The 14,794-nt window shown below is 47.9% G+C and carries 15 protein-coding genes; 4 read left to right on the forward strand and 11 right to left on the reverse strand.

The window, feature by feature from the left end; translation table 11 throughout:
• Positions 1-103 precede the first annotated feature (103 nt).
• A complete protein-coding gene (locus HMPREF3052_RS11750; RefSeq protein ID WP_003754616.1) occupies positions 104-256 on the forward strand; it encodes a hypothetical protein in 153 nt (50 codons plus the stop codon).
• 70 nt (positions 257-326) lie between these two features.
• Positions 327-1,013 (forward strand): helix-turn-helix domain-containing protein, encoded by a 687-nt coding sequence (locus HMPREF3052_RS03585; protein ID WP_070748589.1) that lies wholly within the window; start codon positions 327-329, stop codon positions 1,011-1,013.
• Positions 1,014-1,374: 361 nt separating this feature from the next.
• On the opposite strand, the gene hrpA is transcribed toward HMPREF3052_RS03585, so the two are convergent.
• The 4 genes from hrpA to HMPREF3052_RS03605 all read right to left on the reverse strand — a co-directional run bounded on the left by hrpA (position 1,375) and on the right by HMPREF3052_RS03605 (position 4,531).
• Entirely contained in the window at positions 1,375-2,769 is a 1,395-nt protein-coding gene (gene hrpA, locus HMPREF3052_RS03590; protein WP_083318781.1) for an ATP-dependent RNA helicase HrpA, read from the reverse strand.
• Between the two features lie 108 nt (positions 2,770-2,877).
• Positions 2,878-3,264 (reverse strand): ribosome silencing factor, encoded by a 387-nt coding sequence (gene rsfS / locus HMPREF3052_RS03595; protein WP_002246503.1) that lies wholly within the window; start codon positions 3,262-3,264, stop codon positions 2,878-2,880.
• Between the two features lie 58 nt (positions 3,265-3,322).
• The gene (gene nadD / locus HMPREF3052_RS03600) at positions 3,323-3,928 is read right to left on the reverse strand and encodes a nicotinate-nucleotide adenylyltransferase (protein WP_003749340.1); all 606 of its coding nucleotides are present in this window, start codon (positions 3,926-3,928) and stop codon (positions 3,323-3,325) included.
• Positions 3,929-3,946: 18 nt separating this feature from the next.
• A complete protein-coding gene (locus tag HMPREF3052_RS03605) occupies positions 3,947-4,531 on the reverse strand; it encodes a beta-class carbonic anhydrase (RefSeq protein WP_070748605.1) in 585 nt (194 codons plus the stop codon).
• 123 nt (positions 4,532-4,654) lie between these two features.
• Here HMPREF3052_RS03605 and HMPREF3052_RS03610 point away from each other — a divergent pair, with 123 nt between their 5' ends.
• Complete coding sequence (locus HMPREF3052_RS03610) at positions 4,655-5,545, forward strand: NUDIX hydrolase (protein WP_070748591.1); 891 nt, start codon at positions 4,655-4,657, stop codon at positions 5,543-5,545.
• Positions 5,546-5,560: 15 nt separating this feature from the next.
• A complete protein-coding gene (locus HMPREF3052_RS03615) occupies positions 5,561-6,502 on the forward strand; it encodes an ABC transporter ATP-binding protein (RefSeq protein ID WP_070748593.1) in 942 nt (313 codons plus the stop codon).
• A gap of 284 nt (positions 6,503-6,786) precedes the next feature.
• On the opposite strand, the gene HMPREF3052_RS03620 is transcribed toward HMPREF3052_RS03615, so the two are convergent.
• The 7 genes from HMPREF3052_RS03620 to HMPREF3052_RS03650 all read right to left on the reverse strand — a co-directional run.
• Positions 6,787-7,509: a pentapeptide repeat-containing protein gene (locus HMPREF3052_RS03620; RefSeq protein WP_070588197.1), complete on the reverse strand. Its 723-nt coding sequence runs from the start codon at positions 7,507-7,509 to the stop codon at positions 6,787-6,789.
• A gap of 81 nt (positions 7,510-7,590) precedes the next feature.
• Positions 7,591-10,422, reverse strand: coding sequence for a valine--tRNA ligase (locus tag HMPREF3052_RS03625; RefSeq protein WP_070748595.1), 2,832 nt, complete (start codon positions 10,420-10,422; stop codon positions 7,591-7,593).
• A gap of 96 nt (positions 10,423-10,518) precedes the next feature.
• Positions 10,519-11,328, reverse strand: a complete 810-nt coding sequence (gene zupT, locus HMPREF3052_RS03630) for a zinc transporter ZupT (protein ID WP_070748597.1) — start codon at positions 11,326-11,328, stop codon at positions 10,519-10,521.
• 253 nt (positions 11,329-11,581) lie between these two features.
• Complete coding sequence (locus HMPREF3052_RS03635) at positions 11,582-12,532, reverse strand: IS110 family RNA-guided transposase (RefSeq protein ID WP_070748599.1); 951 nt, start codon at positions 12,530-12,532, stop codon at positions 11,582-11,584.
• A 297-nt stretch (positions 12,533-12,829) separates the two neighbouring features.
• Positions 12,830-14,008: a zonular occludens toxin domain-containing protein gene (locus HMPREF3052_RS03640; RefSeq protein WP_070748601.1), complete on the reverse strand. Its 1,179-nt coding sequence runs from the start codon at positions 14,006-14,008 to the stop codon at positions 12,830-12,832.
• 4 nt (positions 14,009-14,012) lie between these two features.
• Entirely contained in the window at positions 14,013-14,303 is a 291-nt protein-coding gene (locus tag HMPREF3052_RS03645) for a DUF2523 domain-containing protein (protein ID WP_070748603.1), read from the reverse strand.
• Between the two features lies 1 nt (position 14,304).
• Positions 14,305-14,794 (reverse strand): IgG-binding virulence factor TspB family protein (locus HMPREF3052_RS03650; protein ID WP_283126948.1); only part of this gene is annotated, 490 nt, incomplete at its 5' end.

Raw genomic sequence — 14,794 nt, forward strand, 5'->3', positions numbered from 1 at the left:
CCAAATAACCGTAGAATTGCAATCCCATCAACACCGAGTGATTGCAAAGCAATTCACAGTTTCACCAAGCAGATTAAATATCTTTTTCAGGAGTAGAACTAAAATGAGCAATAAACAAGCCAATCATCAATCAAACATGAGCAATGCTAATAAAGGCACGTCAGGAACAAATAAAACGTATTCACAAAATCAGGGAAATCGTGGCTGGCAGATGAATCCACAAAATCCTGCGAATAGCGGTAAAGGCAAAAAATAGCCTTTGCCTTGCCTATAAATGGCGATATTATACTTGGTATCGCCATTTTAATTGGCATATTGGGGGTATTATGGAAAACAAACAAACCGAAAAGACAGAAACACAATCTGAAAAGACAAAGAAAAAACCATTTAAGCAGACGAGAGAACTCGTCAGGTTGGCATTGAATAATGGTTGGACGCAAACTGAAATTGCTAAAACTTGCCGAACACAACAATCAGTTGTGAGTGCATGGAGCAAGGGCGAAAAATTGGCAACAGAGCAGCAGCTCAAACCTTTATTGAATTTATTCGGATACAAGTTACGCAGGAACACATTCAAGCTGTATTGGCGCAAAAATGCAGAGACATCTAAAATTGAATTTATTAAAGTAGAAGGCAAAATAATTTTTAGTCTTCTTATTGGTAAAAAAGATGGCTATAATAAATTTGTACCAAAATATAAATTTATCATTCATTATCAAAGGAATGAACAATTTTATGTAATCTTAAAAGAGAAAATTTATGGCGATTATGATAAAAGTTTAGAAGCAGCGACATGGCAAACTATTTTCAATCAATCAATAGGAATTAGCGAGTTACTTCGATTTTTTGATAAATTAAGCAGTAAAGATCTTGAAAATATGGGTAGGTTTTGGTGGGAGTTTTGTCATGACTTCCCTAAATATACTCAATCTTTGCCTTTTCTCGTTCGGCAAGCATTGCTAAATCATGGGTTTTCTGTAGATAATATTATTGAATATCCAGCTTCATGGTAAAATACCTAAAACCCCCAAGGCACGAAAGCAGTCTTAAATAAAATGCTATTCATTGGGCAATATTAAGCCTGACGATTTATCATCATGATTATTGATTAAGCCCTATGAAATGCCTGTTTGCATTCATAGCGCAAAGATAAATCAAAATCTCGGCTTACAACTGTTGCTGTGAATACAGCTAGGAGAAAGGGAAACCGAATACCTGAAACACCGTTGTAAGAATTAGGGTCAGGGGTGGGTCAAAAACCAAGCCGTCAGTTAGTTGGCCGCTTGGTTTTCTACATTTAAGTTATCTAAACTTTATTCAAGTTAACCTTAAAAGTGCAGGCTGCTTCACATTTTAAGGTTGCCTGTTTTCAATCTAATTCTCCTCCACCGCCCCCAATTCCAACAACACCTGAAATCCATCATTGATATACCGCGAATCGGGCATTTCCAAAAACGGGAATGCCGCCACATCGCCCAGTTTCAACGCTGCCATGCGCAGGATGACGGCGGCGAGGTTGCTGCGGACGATTTCGGGGTCGGTGAATTCGGGGCGGCTATTGAAATCTTCTTCTGAAAATAAGCGGATACACACGCCTGCGGAGACGCGTCCGCAGCGGCCGGAGCGTTGGCGGGCGGCGGCTTGGGAGATTTTTTCTACATGAAGCTGCTCCACTTTTGCCCGTGCGGAATAGCGTTTGACACGCGCGAGGCCGGTGTCGATGACGTATTTGATGCCCGGCACGGTGAGCGAAGTTTCGGCGACGTTGGTTGCTAACACGATGCGGCGTTTTACGCCCGAAGGGTGGAAGATTTTGTGCTGTTCGGCGTGCGACAGGCGTGCGAACAGGGGCAGGATTTCGTCGTTGCGGCGCAGCGTGGATTTGCGCAGGGCTTCGGCGGCTTCGCGGATTTCGCGTTCGCCCGGCAGGAACACCAAAATATCGCCTTCGCCGTAGCGCGCCAATTCGTCTGCCGCATCGACAATCGCGTCGGTCAGCTCCACTTCTGCGTCGTCTTCGTCTTTGCTGGTTAGCGGTCGATAGAGGATTTCGACGGGATACGTCCGTCCGCTCACTTCCAGCACAGGCGCGCCGTTGAAGTGTTGGGAGAAGCGTTCTGCATCTATGGTTGCCGAGGTGATGATGACTTTTAAATCGGGGCGACGCGGCAGGAGCTGTTTCAAATAACCCAAGAGAAAGTCGATATTCAGGCTGCGTTCGTGCGCTTCGTCGATGATAATCGTGTCGTAGGCGGCAAGATAACGGTCGGTCTGGGTTTCTGCCAACAGGATGCCGTCGGTCATCAGCTTGACACAGGCATCGCGCGAGGTGTGGTCGGTAAAGCGCACCTTATAGCCCACCGCGCCGCCGATTTCCGATTTCAGCTCTTCGGCAATCCGCTCCGCCACCGAGCGCGCGGCCAAACGGCGCGGCTGGGTATGCCCGATCAGCCCCGCCGCCCCGCGCTCGAGTTCCAAACAAATCTTGGGCAACTGCGTGGTTTTGCCCGAACCAGTTTCGCCGCAGATAATCGTTACCTGATTCTCGGCAATGGCTTTTTTGATTTCGTCGAGTTTTTCGTGAACGGGCAGCGTGTTGTCGAATTCGGGCTTGGGTAATGCGGCCAAACGCTTCAAAAAGATTTCGTGCGATTTTTGGTATTTTTCTTCGACTTTGGCCAAGCCGCCGTATTTGTTGGGATTTTTGAAGGCGGAACGCAGGAAATGGCAGTCTTTGGAGAGTGTTTGGGAGAAATCGGGGTGGGGCATGATGGTGCAATAAATTGAATAATGTGAAAAGAATGGAATTATAGCAAAAGGCCGTCTGAAACTTGCTTGCTTTCAAGTTTCAGACGGCCTTTGTATGGATAAACCGTTTTAGTCGGCGGCGTGCCAAGGTTTTTGCATACCGGCGTGGAAACTCGGTTTTTCTCCGCCCCACAAGGTGTCGATGTCGTAGAAGTCGCGCACGGCAGGGAGCATGACGTGGACAACGAGGTCGCCTGCGTCGACGAGCGTCCATTCGCCGCTGTCGCCTTCGGTGCTGAGGATTTCAAAACCGGCTTCTTTCAAATCGACGGCAACGTTGTTCGCCAGTGCTTTGACTTGGCGTGTGCTGTCGCCGCTGGCAATAATCATGCGGGCGAACAGGGAGGTTTTGTCTTGGGTTTCCAAAACAGAGATGTCTTTGGCTTTGATGTCTTCGAGGGCGTTTACGGCCACTTCGACCATTTTTTGCAGGTCTTGCAATTCTTGTTCGTTCATTATTTTCCTAGTTGAAATGTTTTCAGACGGCATTATAGCTTATCTGCCTGAATAAACGCTATTTTTCATAGAGTTTGTGTTGGCGGATGTATTGGGCGACGGGTTGCGGCAGGCCGTCTGAATGGTGCGTTTTGGCAAGATTGGCACGGATTTGGGTGGAGCTGGTGTTGTGCAGCGGCGCGTTGAGGATGCGGACGCTGCCGTTTTGCAGGGCTTCGCCAAGCCATGCGTGCAATTCGCGCGGGGTTTTGTTGAGGTTGTCGCCTTGGCGCATGGCGATGGCGATATGGGTCTGGCGCACGAGGGTTTGCCATTTTTTCCATGTGTGCAGCTGCATCAGGCTGTCGCTGCCCATCAGCCACCACAGTTGCGCGCCGGGAAACTGCTGGCGGAAGATTTGGACGGTGTCAAACGTATAAGTCGCGCCGTCGCGGACGATGTCGCAGTCGCTGGCGGCGAATTTCGGCTCGTCGGCGATGGCGAGTTCAACCATATTGAGGCGCTCTTGTGCCGGCGTGCGCGTGCTGTCTTTGTGGTATGGGTCGCCTGCCGGCAGGAAGACGACAAGGTCCAAACCGATTTCGTCAGCGAAGGCGCGGGCGATGTGAAGGTGGCCGTTGTGGATGGGGTCAAACGTGCCGCCGAATAATCCGATGTTTTTCATTTCGTGGTGGTGTCTGCGTTAGATGTTTTGGCCGTCTGAAGCAGGCAGGCTGCCGTCAACAATCAGGTTGAGCTTGCCTGTGGTCGGGTGGATGACCAGGCCGTGGATGGCGATGTTGTCGGGCATCAGCGGATGTTTGCGAATCAGCTCGACGGTGTGGCGCACGCTGTCTTCGACGTTGTCAAAACCGGTCAGCCAGCCGTCCAAATCGATACCGGCATTGCGCAGGGTTTCGATGCGGTCGTCGGGGATATTGCTGTCGTGTACGCGTTGGAGGAACTCTTCAGCGTGCAATCCGCGCATACCGCAGTCGTGGTGGGCAATGACCATGATTTCTTTGACTTTGAGTTCAAATACGGCGACCAACAAACTGCGCATCACCGAACCCCAAGGGTGCGTCACCAGCGCACCGGCGTTTTTGATGAGCTTGGCATCGCCGTTTTTCAAGCCTAAAGCATTGGGCAGCAATTCAATAATGCGTGCGTCCATGCAGGAAAGAATGGCCAGCTCGCGGCCGGGGTATTTGTCGGTGAAATATTTTTCGTACTCTCCCGATTCAACGAAATGTTGGTTGTAGGAAAGGATATCGGTCAATTCACTCATGATCATGTGCTCGTTTCGGATGGTTTACTCTATTATAGCGGTTTTCAGGGGGTATGGTCGTTTTGCAAATTCGCCGTAAACGGCTAAAATCGACGTATCTTTAGTTCTTTTGGAGGATGCGCCATGTCTCAGTCTTTCCGTTTTGAACAGGTATTCACCCCCAATGTCCACGACGCATTGTGGGATTGGGCGCAGACAAGCTATGGCGCATCCGACGATTGGTGCATTCTGTATCTCAACGGCCTGCCTTTAGGCCGTCTGAACCCGTTATGGCGCGAACGCCTCGGGCAAGATTGGACAGGCAGGCAGTCAACCCTTTCAGACGGCCTGAATTTGGAAACCGACAGCTGGCCGGAAATGGGCGACAGTTTGCAAACGCTGGCGCAAAAATGGCGCGAGTGCGGTTGGCTCAAAGGTTGGCGCGGTGAAAAGTTCGACATCTGCGACCAGGCAGGCAAGCCTTTATGCGCACTCGAACGCGCCGCCTTTCGTCCGTTCGGCCTGATGAGTCAGGCAGTGCATTTGAACGGATTGGTCGAAACAGAAAACAGTCTGCGCTTTTGGATAGGCCGCCGCAGTCCGCACAAAGCCGTCGATCCGAACAAACTCGACAACCTGACCGGCGGCGGCATCAGCAGCGGCGAGAGGCCGTCTGAAGCCGTCTGCCGCGAGGGCGAAGAAGAAGCAGGCATTCCCGCTTCGTTAACCCCCCATATCCGACCGACTGCCCAAATATATAGTTTGCGCCCCGTTAATCGCGGTGTCCACAACGAAATCCTGCATATCTTCGACATCGTCCTGCCCGAAGGCTTCCAACCCGCCAACCAAGACGGCGAAGTCGCCGGTTTTGAATTGATGGACATCCCCACCCTGCTCGATGCCATGCTGGGCGGACACATGATGCACGATGCCCAGTTGGTCACGATCGAAGCCTGCCGTCGATACGGCCTGATCGACCCCAAACATCCGCTGTCCGCATGGCTCGACAGCATCCGTTGCCGACCCCATTTTTAAAGGCCGTCTGAAACCATGTTGCAACTCAAAAACATCAACAAACGCTTCGGCAGCAAAACCGTTGCCCAAGACATCAACCTAAACGTCGAAGCAGGTGAAATCCTCGCCGTACTCGGCCGCTCCGGCTGCGGCAAATCCACCCTGCTCAAAACCATCGTCGGCCTGGTGCGTCCCGACAGCGGCGAAGTCTGGCTCCACGGCGACAACATCACCGACACGCCGTCTGAAAAACGCAATATCTCGCTGATGTTTCAAGACTACGCCCTTTTGCCGCATTTAACCGCTCTCGACAACGTCGGCTTCGGCCTCAAAATGCGCCGCCTGCCCAAAGCCGAAATCGAAGAACAATCCATGCAGGCCTTGCGCGACATCGGTTTGGAACACGAAGCGCAACGCAAACCCGAAAGCCTCTCCGGCGGCGAACAGCAACGCCTCGCCCTCGCGCGCGCCCTAATCACGCGCCCGTCGCTGTTGCTCTTGGACGAAGCCTTCTCCAGCCTCGACACCCACCTGCGCCACCACCTGCGCACCCTGACCGCCGAACGCATCCGCAGTCAAAACATCCCCGCCATCCTCGTCACCCACTCCGCCGAGGAAGCCTGCACCATGGCCGACACCATCGCCATCATGCACGAAGGCCGCATCCTCCAACACGGCACGCCGGAAACCCTTATCCGCCGCCCCGTCAATGCCCAAGCCGCCTTGCTGCTCGGTTTGGCCAACACCGGCGACACACGCTACATCCCCCAACACGCCATCCGATTCGACCCAAACGGCACAGCCGTCCGCATCAACGAAGCCGTCCCCCTCGCCGAAGGTACACGCCTCACCCTCGCCCATCCGCAATACGGCGATTTGATTTGGTATCCCCACGCCGACCACAATACGGACAAACCGCAAACCGGACAGGAAATCTGCATCAGCGTGGATGAAAGTCAGATCGTTTGGTTTGATTGAATGTGATGGATTAAAAAAAAGAAAAAGGCCGTCTGAAATTTAAGTTTCAGACGGCCTTTTGGTAACTTGGGTTAAAAATCTAACACAAAACAGATAATTTAACGGTTTTGTTGGGTCTTGACCCAACCTATGCTTGCTATTAGAACCCCACTAGACCACTTGATATTGACGTTCAACATAATTTTGTAAACAACTAATGAAACAAAACTTAAAACAGTAAAACAATCCATCACCATAGGCAATCCCTCCATCAACATATTTAAAATGAAAGCCTTAACCTCGCATCAGTCCGTAGACGAGCATTCATCAGTCAATTTTGGAATATCAAGCGTAGTGGAGCCGAGGAATTCCTTTTTATCATTATTCTGTATTTTTTTCAAGATGTTGGTTATGTAACTTAGCGATGAAAAATTGCGAGTTACCATAATATTCAGATTTTTTAGGTTATTAATTAAGAATTCTTCACCAAACTCTTCTACGAGAACTTTTAGTGAAACTGTTTCTATCCGTTGTTTTTTTAAATGCAAAATAGAAGATTTACGAATGAATTCATTTTTCTTTAGTAACTTAACCTCTTCAATTAATTGTTTACTGAAACAATGTTCTTGAGGGTACTGTTCTAGGATTTCATTAGTAATATTTTCTTTATTATGCAAAATAGCATTTGATAATGATGGGGAATTAAGAATTTTGCAATTCTCAAAATAACAACTCTCTAGTTTGCTGTTTTCAAATAAGGAGGATGATATAATACAATTTTTAAAAATACATTCTTTTAAGTTGCATTTTCTGAATAGTGTTCCCCTTAAGTAACAATTATCAAAAGTAGAGCCAAATAGTGAACTAAATTTAAATTTAGCACCTATAAAAGAGGCATTGATAAATTTGGAGTGGGAAAAGTTAGAGTGGTAGCTAGTGGTTTTATTAAAATTTTTATGGATAAATTTTTTATTTCTAGTATCAATATTGTTATAGCTGTATCTTTTTTTATCATTATTCACCAACATAATTTGTTCCTTATTTCTAATTAAAGCAGCCTGAAAATCACCTCACCGTTTTCAGGCTGCCTTTCTTACAACCAAACAATACTACCCTTTCAACTTCGCCAACTGCGCTTCAACCTTCGTCATTTTGTCCTGCAACTCTGCCAAATCAGCTTTGTCTTTTTCCACCAAATGCGCCGGGGCTTTTTCGGTATAGCCGGGTTTGGAGAGCTTGGCATTGAGTTTGTCCAAGGCTTTTTGCAGCTTCTCGGCTTCTTTGCTCAAACGGGCGGTTTCTGCGGCTTTGTCGATTTCGACTTTCAGCATCAGGCGTGCGCCGTTGCAGACGGCGACAGGTGCATCTTCCGCTTCGGGCAGGTTGTCCACCAGCTTGGCTTCGGTCAGTCGGGTCAGCGATGGCAGGTATTTGAGCAGGCCTTCGAGTTCTGCACTGCCTTCGACGAAGAGCGGTGCTTTGACGTTTGGCGCGATACCCATTTCGCCGCGCAGTTTGCGCACTTCTTCCACCAAGTCTTTCAATGCGGCCATTTTGTCGAAGGCCGTCTGAACGATTTTTTCTTTATCGGCTTGCGGATAGGCGGCCAACATGATGCTGTCGGCGGTTTTGGCATTGGCCAGAGGCGCAACGACCTGCCACAGCTCTTCGGTAATAAAAGGCATGATTGGGTGCAGCAGGCGCAGGATGGTTTCGAGTACGCGCACGAGGGTGCGGCGTGTGGTGCGCTGGGTTGTCGGGCAGCCGGTTTGGATTTGCACTTTTGCCAGCTCGATGTACCAGTCGCAATATTCGTTCCACACGAATTCGTACAGGATTTGCGCGGCGAGGTCGAAGCGGTAGGTTTCAAAGGCTTCGGCTACGGCGGCTTCGGTTTGTTGGAGTTTGCCGATAATCCACTGGTCGGCAAAGGTAAATGCCAAAGGCTGCATTTCGTCTTGACCGCAGTCTTTGTCTTCGGTGTTCATCAACACGAAGTTGGTGGCGTTCCACAATTTATTGCAGAAATTGCGGTAGCCTTCGGCGCGTTTGAAGTCGAAGTTGACGCTGCGGCCGAGGCTGGCGTAGCTCGCCATGGTGAAGCGCAATGCGTCCGCGCCCATGCTGGGGATGCCTTCGGGGAAGAGTTTTTTGGTTGCTTCTTCCACTTTCGGCGCGGTTTCGGGTTTGCGCAGGCCGGTGGTACGTTTTACCAACAGTTTTTCCAAGTCGATACCGTCGATCAAATCGACAGGGTCGATGACGTTGCCTTCGGATTTGGACATTTTTTTACCTTCGTGGTCGCGCACGATGCCGTGGATGTACACGTCTTTAAACGGTACTTTGCCGGTGAAGTGGGTGGTCATCATAATCATGCGCGCCACCCAGAAGAAGATGATTTCGTAGCCGGTTACCAAGACATTGGACGGCAGGAAGGCTTTGAGTTCGTCGGTTTCAGACGGCCAGCCGAGCGTGGAAAACGGCACGAGTGCGGAGGAGAACCATGTGTCCAATACGTCTTCTTCGCGGGTCAAACCGGTTTTGCCGGCTTGTTTTTCGGCTTCTTCCTGATTGCGGGCAACATACACATTGCCTTCGTTGTCGTACCATGCAGGGATTTGATGACCCCACCACAGTTGGCGCGAGATACACCAGTCTTGGATGTTGTTCATCCATTGGTTGTAGGTGTTGACCCAGTTTTCGGGGATGAAGCGTACCGCGCCGCTATCGACGGCTTTTTTGGCTTTGTCGGCGAGGCTTAAGCCTTTGAATTCGCTGTCAGACTCGCCGCCGTTTGGCGTGGCGGACATGGCGACAAACCATTGGCTGGTCAGCATCGGCTCAATCACTGAGCCGGTGCGGTCGCCTTTCGGCGTCATCAGCGTGTGCGGTTTGATTTCGACCAAAAAGCCTTGTTCCTGCAAATCGGCAACCATTTGTTTGCGCGCGGCAAAACGGTCCAAGCCTGCGTATTTTTCAGGCAGGGCAAAGCCTTGTTGCGCTTCGCCTTTGAAGTTGAACACTTCGGCGTTTGCCAACACTTTGGCTTCCAAATCGAACACGTTAACCAAACGCGTGTCGTGGCGTTTGCCGACTTCGTAGTCGTTGAAGTCGTGCGCAGGCGTGATTTTCACGCAGCCTGTGCCGAAGTCTTTTTCAACGTATTCGTCAGCAATCACGGGAATGGTGCGGCCGGTCAGCGGCAGGATTAATTCTTTGCCGATTAAGTGGGTGTAACGTTCGTCTTCAGGGTTGACGGCTACGGCCACGTCGCCCAGCAGCGTTTCGGGACGGGTGGTCGCCACGATAACGGCTTCGGCAGGATTGTCCGCCAGCGGATAGCGGATGTGCCACATAGAGCCTTGTTCTTCCACGCTTTCCACTTCCAAATCAGACACTGCGGTACCCAAAACCGGATCCCAGTTCACCAAGCGTTTGCCGCGGTAAATCAAGCCTTGCTCAAACAGGCGCACGAACACTTCGGTCACGGTTTCGGCGCGCACGTCGTCCATTGTGAAATACTCGCGCGTCCAGTCTGCGGAACAGCCCACGCGGCGCATCTGTTGCGTAATCGTGCCGCCGGAAACTTCTTTCCATTCCCACACCTTTTCCAAGAATTTTTCGCGGCCCAAGTCATGACGGGACACGTTTTGCGCGGCAAGCTGACGCTCGACCACAATTTGCGTGGCGATGCCCGCGTGGTCGGTGCCGGGAATCCAGGCAGTGTTGCAGCCTTTCATGCGGTAGTAGCGGGTCAGGCCGTCCATGATGGTTTGGTTGAAGGCATGGCCCATATGCAGCGTGCCGGTTACGTTGGGCGGCGGCAGTTGGATGGAGAAAGACGGTTTCGTCAAATCCATATCGGGTTGGAAATAGCCCTGCTCTTCCCAGTTTTGATAATGTTTGGATTCGATTTCGGCTGGATTGTATTTGTCTAACATGATGGAACTTTGTGAAATTAAGGTTATTTTTGATGTGCGGATTATAACGCAAAAAGGCCGTCTGAATCATTTCAGACGGCCTTTGGCATACGGGTTTTAAAAATGGAACAATACCAGGCTGACAGCAATCACCGCCATACCCGTTGTCAGACCGTAAACAGTTTCGTGGCCGTCTGAATAGCGTTTGGCGGCCGGCAGCAGCTCGTCCAACGCCAAAAACACCATCACGCCGGCTATCACGCCGAACACCGAACCAAACACGGCAGGCGACAAAAACGGCTGTAAAACCAAATAGCCCAAGGCCGCTCCCAAAGGCTCGGCCAAGCCGGATAGCAGGCACGCCCATACCGTTTTCTTACGGCTGCGGGTGGCAAAATAAACCGGCGCGGCGATGGAAATGCCCTCCGGAATATTATGGATGGCAATCGCAAAGGCCAAAGGCATCCCGACCGCCGGATTTTCCAAGGTGGCAAAAAATGTCGCCAAGCCTTCGGGAAAGTTGTGCGCCGTAATCGCAAACGCCGCCATCATGCCAACTCGCGCAATATGGTGGCGTTTACTTTCTTGAAACGACGGGTCTTGCGCGTCTAAGGTTTCATGCGGGTTCGGCACCAGGCGGTCAATCAGCGCAATGCCGCCCATACCGGCCAAAAATGCCATGGTCGCCGCCGCAAACGCGTGGTCTTTATCATAAATTTCAGCGAACGCCTCACTGGATTTACTGAAAATCTCCGTCAGGGAAACATACACCATCGCACCACCGGCAAATGCCAAACCGAACGACAACACGCGCGGATTGGGCGTTTTGGAAAACATCACCAAGCCGCTGCCTAATACGGTAAACAAACCGGCAGCCAACGTGATGGAAAAGGCAACGGCCAAATTGGACATCGAAAAATCGGGCATGAGAAAACCTGCGCTAAAAGCTGGGACAGGTTCAGACTAACACTTTTTAATGCGTATGATAATAGTTATTATTTATTTTATTGATTAGGTACACGGATTTTGAAACAAAAGATGGTATATAGCATTGTCAAATATGAATTGCGATTTATTTTATATCTAATTGTTTTTACTTAACATTTAATTATTGCTTTTCCATCGAATGCAACAAGTCACGGCTGCTTTTACGGTAGCCGTTTTCTTTTGTTTGCTTTTGTTAAGCTATTTGATAGCGCATTTTTTCGAACGGCTTTTGTGTTTTATGGATGTAGTAAGCGATTTTGGCGAGTTTGCGCATCAAAGCAACAATGACGACCATTTTAGGCTTTTGAGATAAGTTTTGAACTAACTTAGGAAAGGCTTTAATTCGATAGGCAACAAGCGCGGGCATAAACAAGGCGCGTTTAAGCCGGCGGTGACCGTAGCGGCTTAATCTGCCTTTTTTATTTACGCTGGTTCCTGATTGTTCAATTCGCGGACTTAATCCGGCGAATGATACGAATTGGTTGGCCGTCTTAAATTGTTTGTCTGTGAGATGATGGAGCAGGATTGCAGCAGTATCTTTGCCTATACCGGGAATTGTTTGCAGATTTTTGTAATGCATATTCAGGCTATCTTGTTGCTGAATCATGAGGTCTATACGCTTGGCCGTTTGGTCTATCTGTTTGGCCAAGAGCAATATGATTGCTTCGTGTGTGGCACGAATAAAGGCATCTTTTGCGGCGTGCAATCTATTTTGACTTTCGTTTTGCTGTTGTTTGAGTTGCTGAAGCAGGCTTATCAGTTTGTACAAGGTTGGATTTTCAGACGGCTTGAACGGCGTGAGTTTGTCTAAATGGCGTTTTGTGTATTCTGCTATCAACCTTGAATCGGCTTTGTCGGTTTTTGTGTGACTGAACTGGCTTTTTGAGTATTCTTTAATTTTCAGAGGATTTATAACGAAGACTTGATAAATTGCACTGAAATAGTCAGCAGCTTCTTCGTAATAAATGCCGGTTGCTTCCATGCTGATACTGATTTTGCGTATACGTTTGGATCGTATCCAGTCATTTAGTTTTTCGAAACCTTCGCAGGCATTGGCTATTTTAATATAGTCTACTCGGCCGCTGTTTCTAAGCAAAGTTACGTCTATGGTATCTTTGGAAATATCGAATCCTATTACATTCATTGCATTTTCCTTATGATTCAGCCTATTTGCACGGCTATGATGGTATTCAATCTTTAGGATAAATGGGCGATTCGGCATTTCTTTTGTGCAGCTTTTTGCTTTGGCCGTTTTACTGCCTAAACCGCCCAGGCTTTGTTTTGCGCTAAACAAAAACCTGTAAACCGCCTTAGTTAAAACGATTTACAGGTTTCAATTTAATTTACCCAATTTCAAAAAGGCGGGAGTTCCCGCACCCCATTGATATTTATTTAACCGTTGATTCCGCTTAGGCTACATCAACAATTAAATAAATATCTCTTAACTGCCGACCTTAGCACCGTTTTGGAATCCTGTTTTTTCGCCTGCTTCAACATAGCCGTCATACATCAGGTTTTGAGGACTTTTACCGCCCATCGTAAGCACTTGACCATTTTCAGGCGTGTAGGCTGTCTGCGATGCTATTTGTGGCTGTTGCGCGGTTTGATGCTCATCCTTATACGGGTTAAACGGCAAGCCGTTTTTAACGTAGTCTTTGCACATTGCCTTAGTCACTTCTTTTAGCGGCGTTCCTTGGGTGCTATAACAAGTACAACCACTATTACCACCTTCAACGCAACCGGCAATATATTCAAACGTTTTAACTTGTCTTACATTGTCATAAATTGGTTTACTTTCAGGTTTTTCGGCTAGAGTAGGTACAAAATCTGTAGCCTTAAGGTTTGAATTTATATCTTGTTGAATTTTAGGTTGATCAGTTTCATTGATTACCTGCTGTTCACTTACATGGGAATCAGAAACAGATTGAACTTCTTCAATTTGGCCGCTACCTTGTTTATAAATCTGATAGACGTTGTAACCTTTCCAAGAAATGAAAGCAAATATACCTATCAAAGCCCAAACAGCAAGCGGAATATTCTTTTTAAACTTCTGATGCTGGCTGGATGATTTGTAATATTTGAAAGCATCTTTAGGCGGTTTCCAACTAGCTGATTCAACACCACTGACACCGGCGGGATTATCAAGATTGGTTACGCATTTGTACCAGGTATATTGCTTCATACCTACTGCTTTACGTTCAAGGTGCGTATGTTTTGAAACTAGATTGCGTACGAACACGTCAAGCTGACTTGGATGCTGGGTCATTAAGATAACCGTATGGCCGTAGTGACGAAGTTCGGTTAATTCTTGGATATAGGGCGGAACTGGACGACCAGCAGCGCGAACAGGATAGGTATAATGCGCTTCATCTATAATCAAGACGGCGCCTTGGGGAATAATATCGCGCAACGGTGCAGACATTATTTCTTCTTCAGTGAGTTCATGAGCATTGAATTTGCGTTTATCCAAGCCGTCGATATGGCAAAAATAAAGCGGACGATCTACTTCAGTACCGTCTTCAAGCTTCATTTTAAATAAGCCGTCTTCGTTGTTGAGAATCATGGACACTACACGCGAGGTCTTGCCGGTGCCCATATTCCCAGTAAACAAATAAATCATAAATCTACCTTGGCATAACAAAAGTTAATTTATTTAATGTACTCATTCCAATATAAAAGCTAAATGCGCCGAATAAATAACCGAGACCTTGGCCAAAACCACCGATCAAAAGTAAATTAAGAATATCAGACGGCATGGAATTAATGGCATTAAGGGTGTAATCCTTAAATTTATTTAGCGCAATCATATAGCCTGCATATGTTACAAATGTCATTCCAGTAGCAATAATTATTCTGACAATGAGCATTTTTAACAGGATTCCCAAAAGAGGAATCAAACCGGCGAGCAACGGCATATTATCCCTTTCTCAAAGAACCAAAAACGATAAAGGCGGACATGATAATGAATCCAAGCAGAACAGCAAAACGAACTTTTTCCATGAAAACGCAGAGCGGTTCATAACTTATTTGTACCGGTCTTCCCCAAATGTTGAAGCTTTTGGGTTGAGGACAAACGCCATTTGGCGGCAAGAAATTGTCACTATCCCACGTTTTTTCATCAGTCACCTGTGGAATTTTAATGTCATCGAACATACCTTCTTGAGGTTTGCCCATTTTGTCGCAAGCTAAAATGTTTGGAAAAAAATCACAAAGTAAGCCTTTTGAATCTTCTTTCTTGTCATTTTTTTTATCTTCTTTTCTTTGATCTTTATCTTTATTAGATGGATCTTCATCCGGATCAGGTTTTTTATCGGGATTTCCATCGGGATTATCATCAGGTTTTTTATCTGGCTTTCCATCAGGATTACCATCAGGCTTTTTATCGGGCTTTCCATCGGGATTACTG

Origin of the sequence: Neisseria sp. HMSC056A03 (assembly GCF_001815685.1) — a bacterium.
GTDB classification, from domain to species: domain Bacteria; phylum Pseudomonadota; class Gammaproteobacteria; order Burkholderiales; family Neisseriaceae; genus Neisseria; species Neisseria subflava.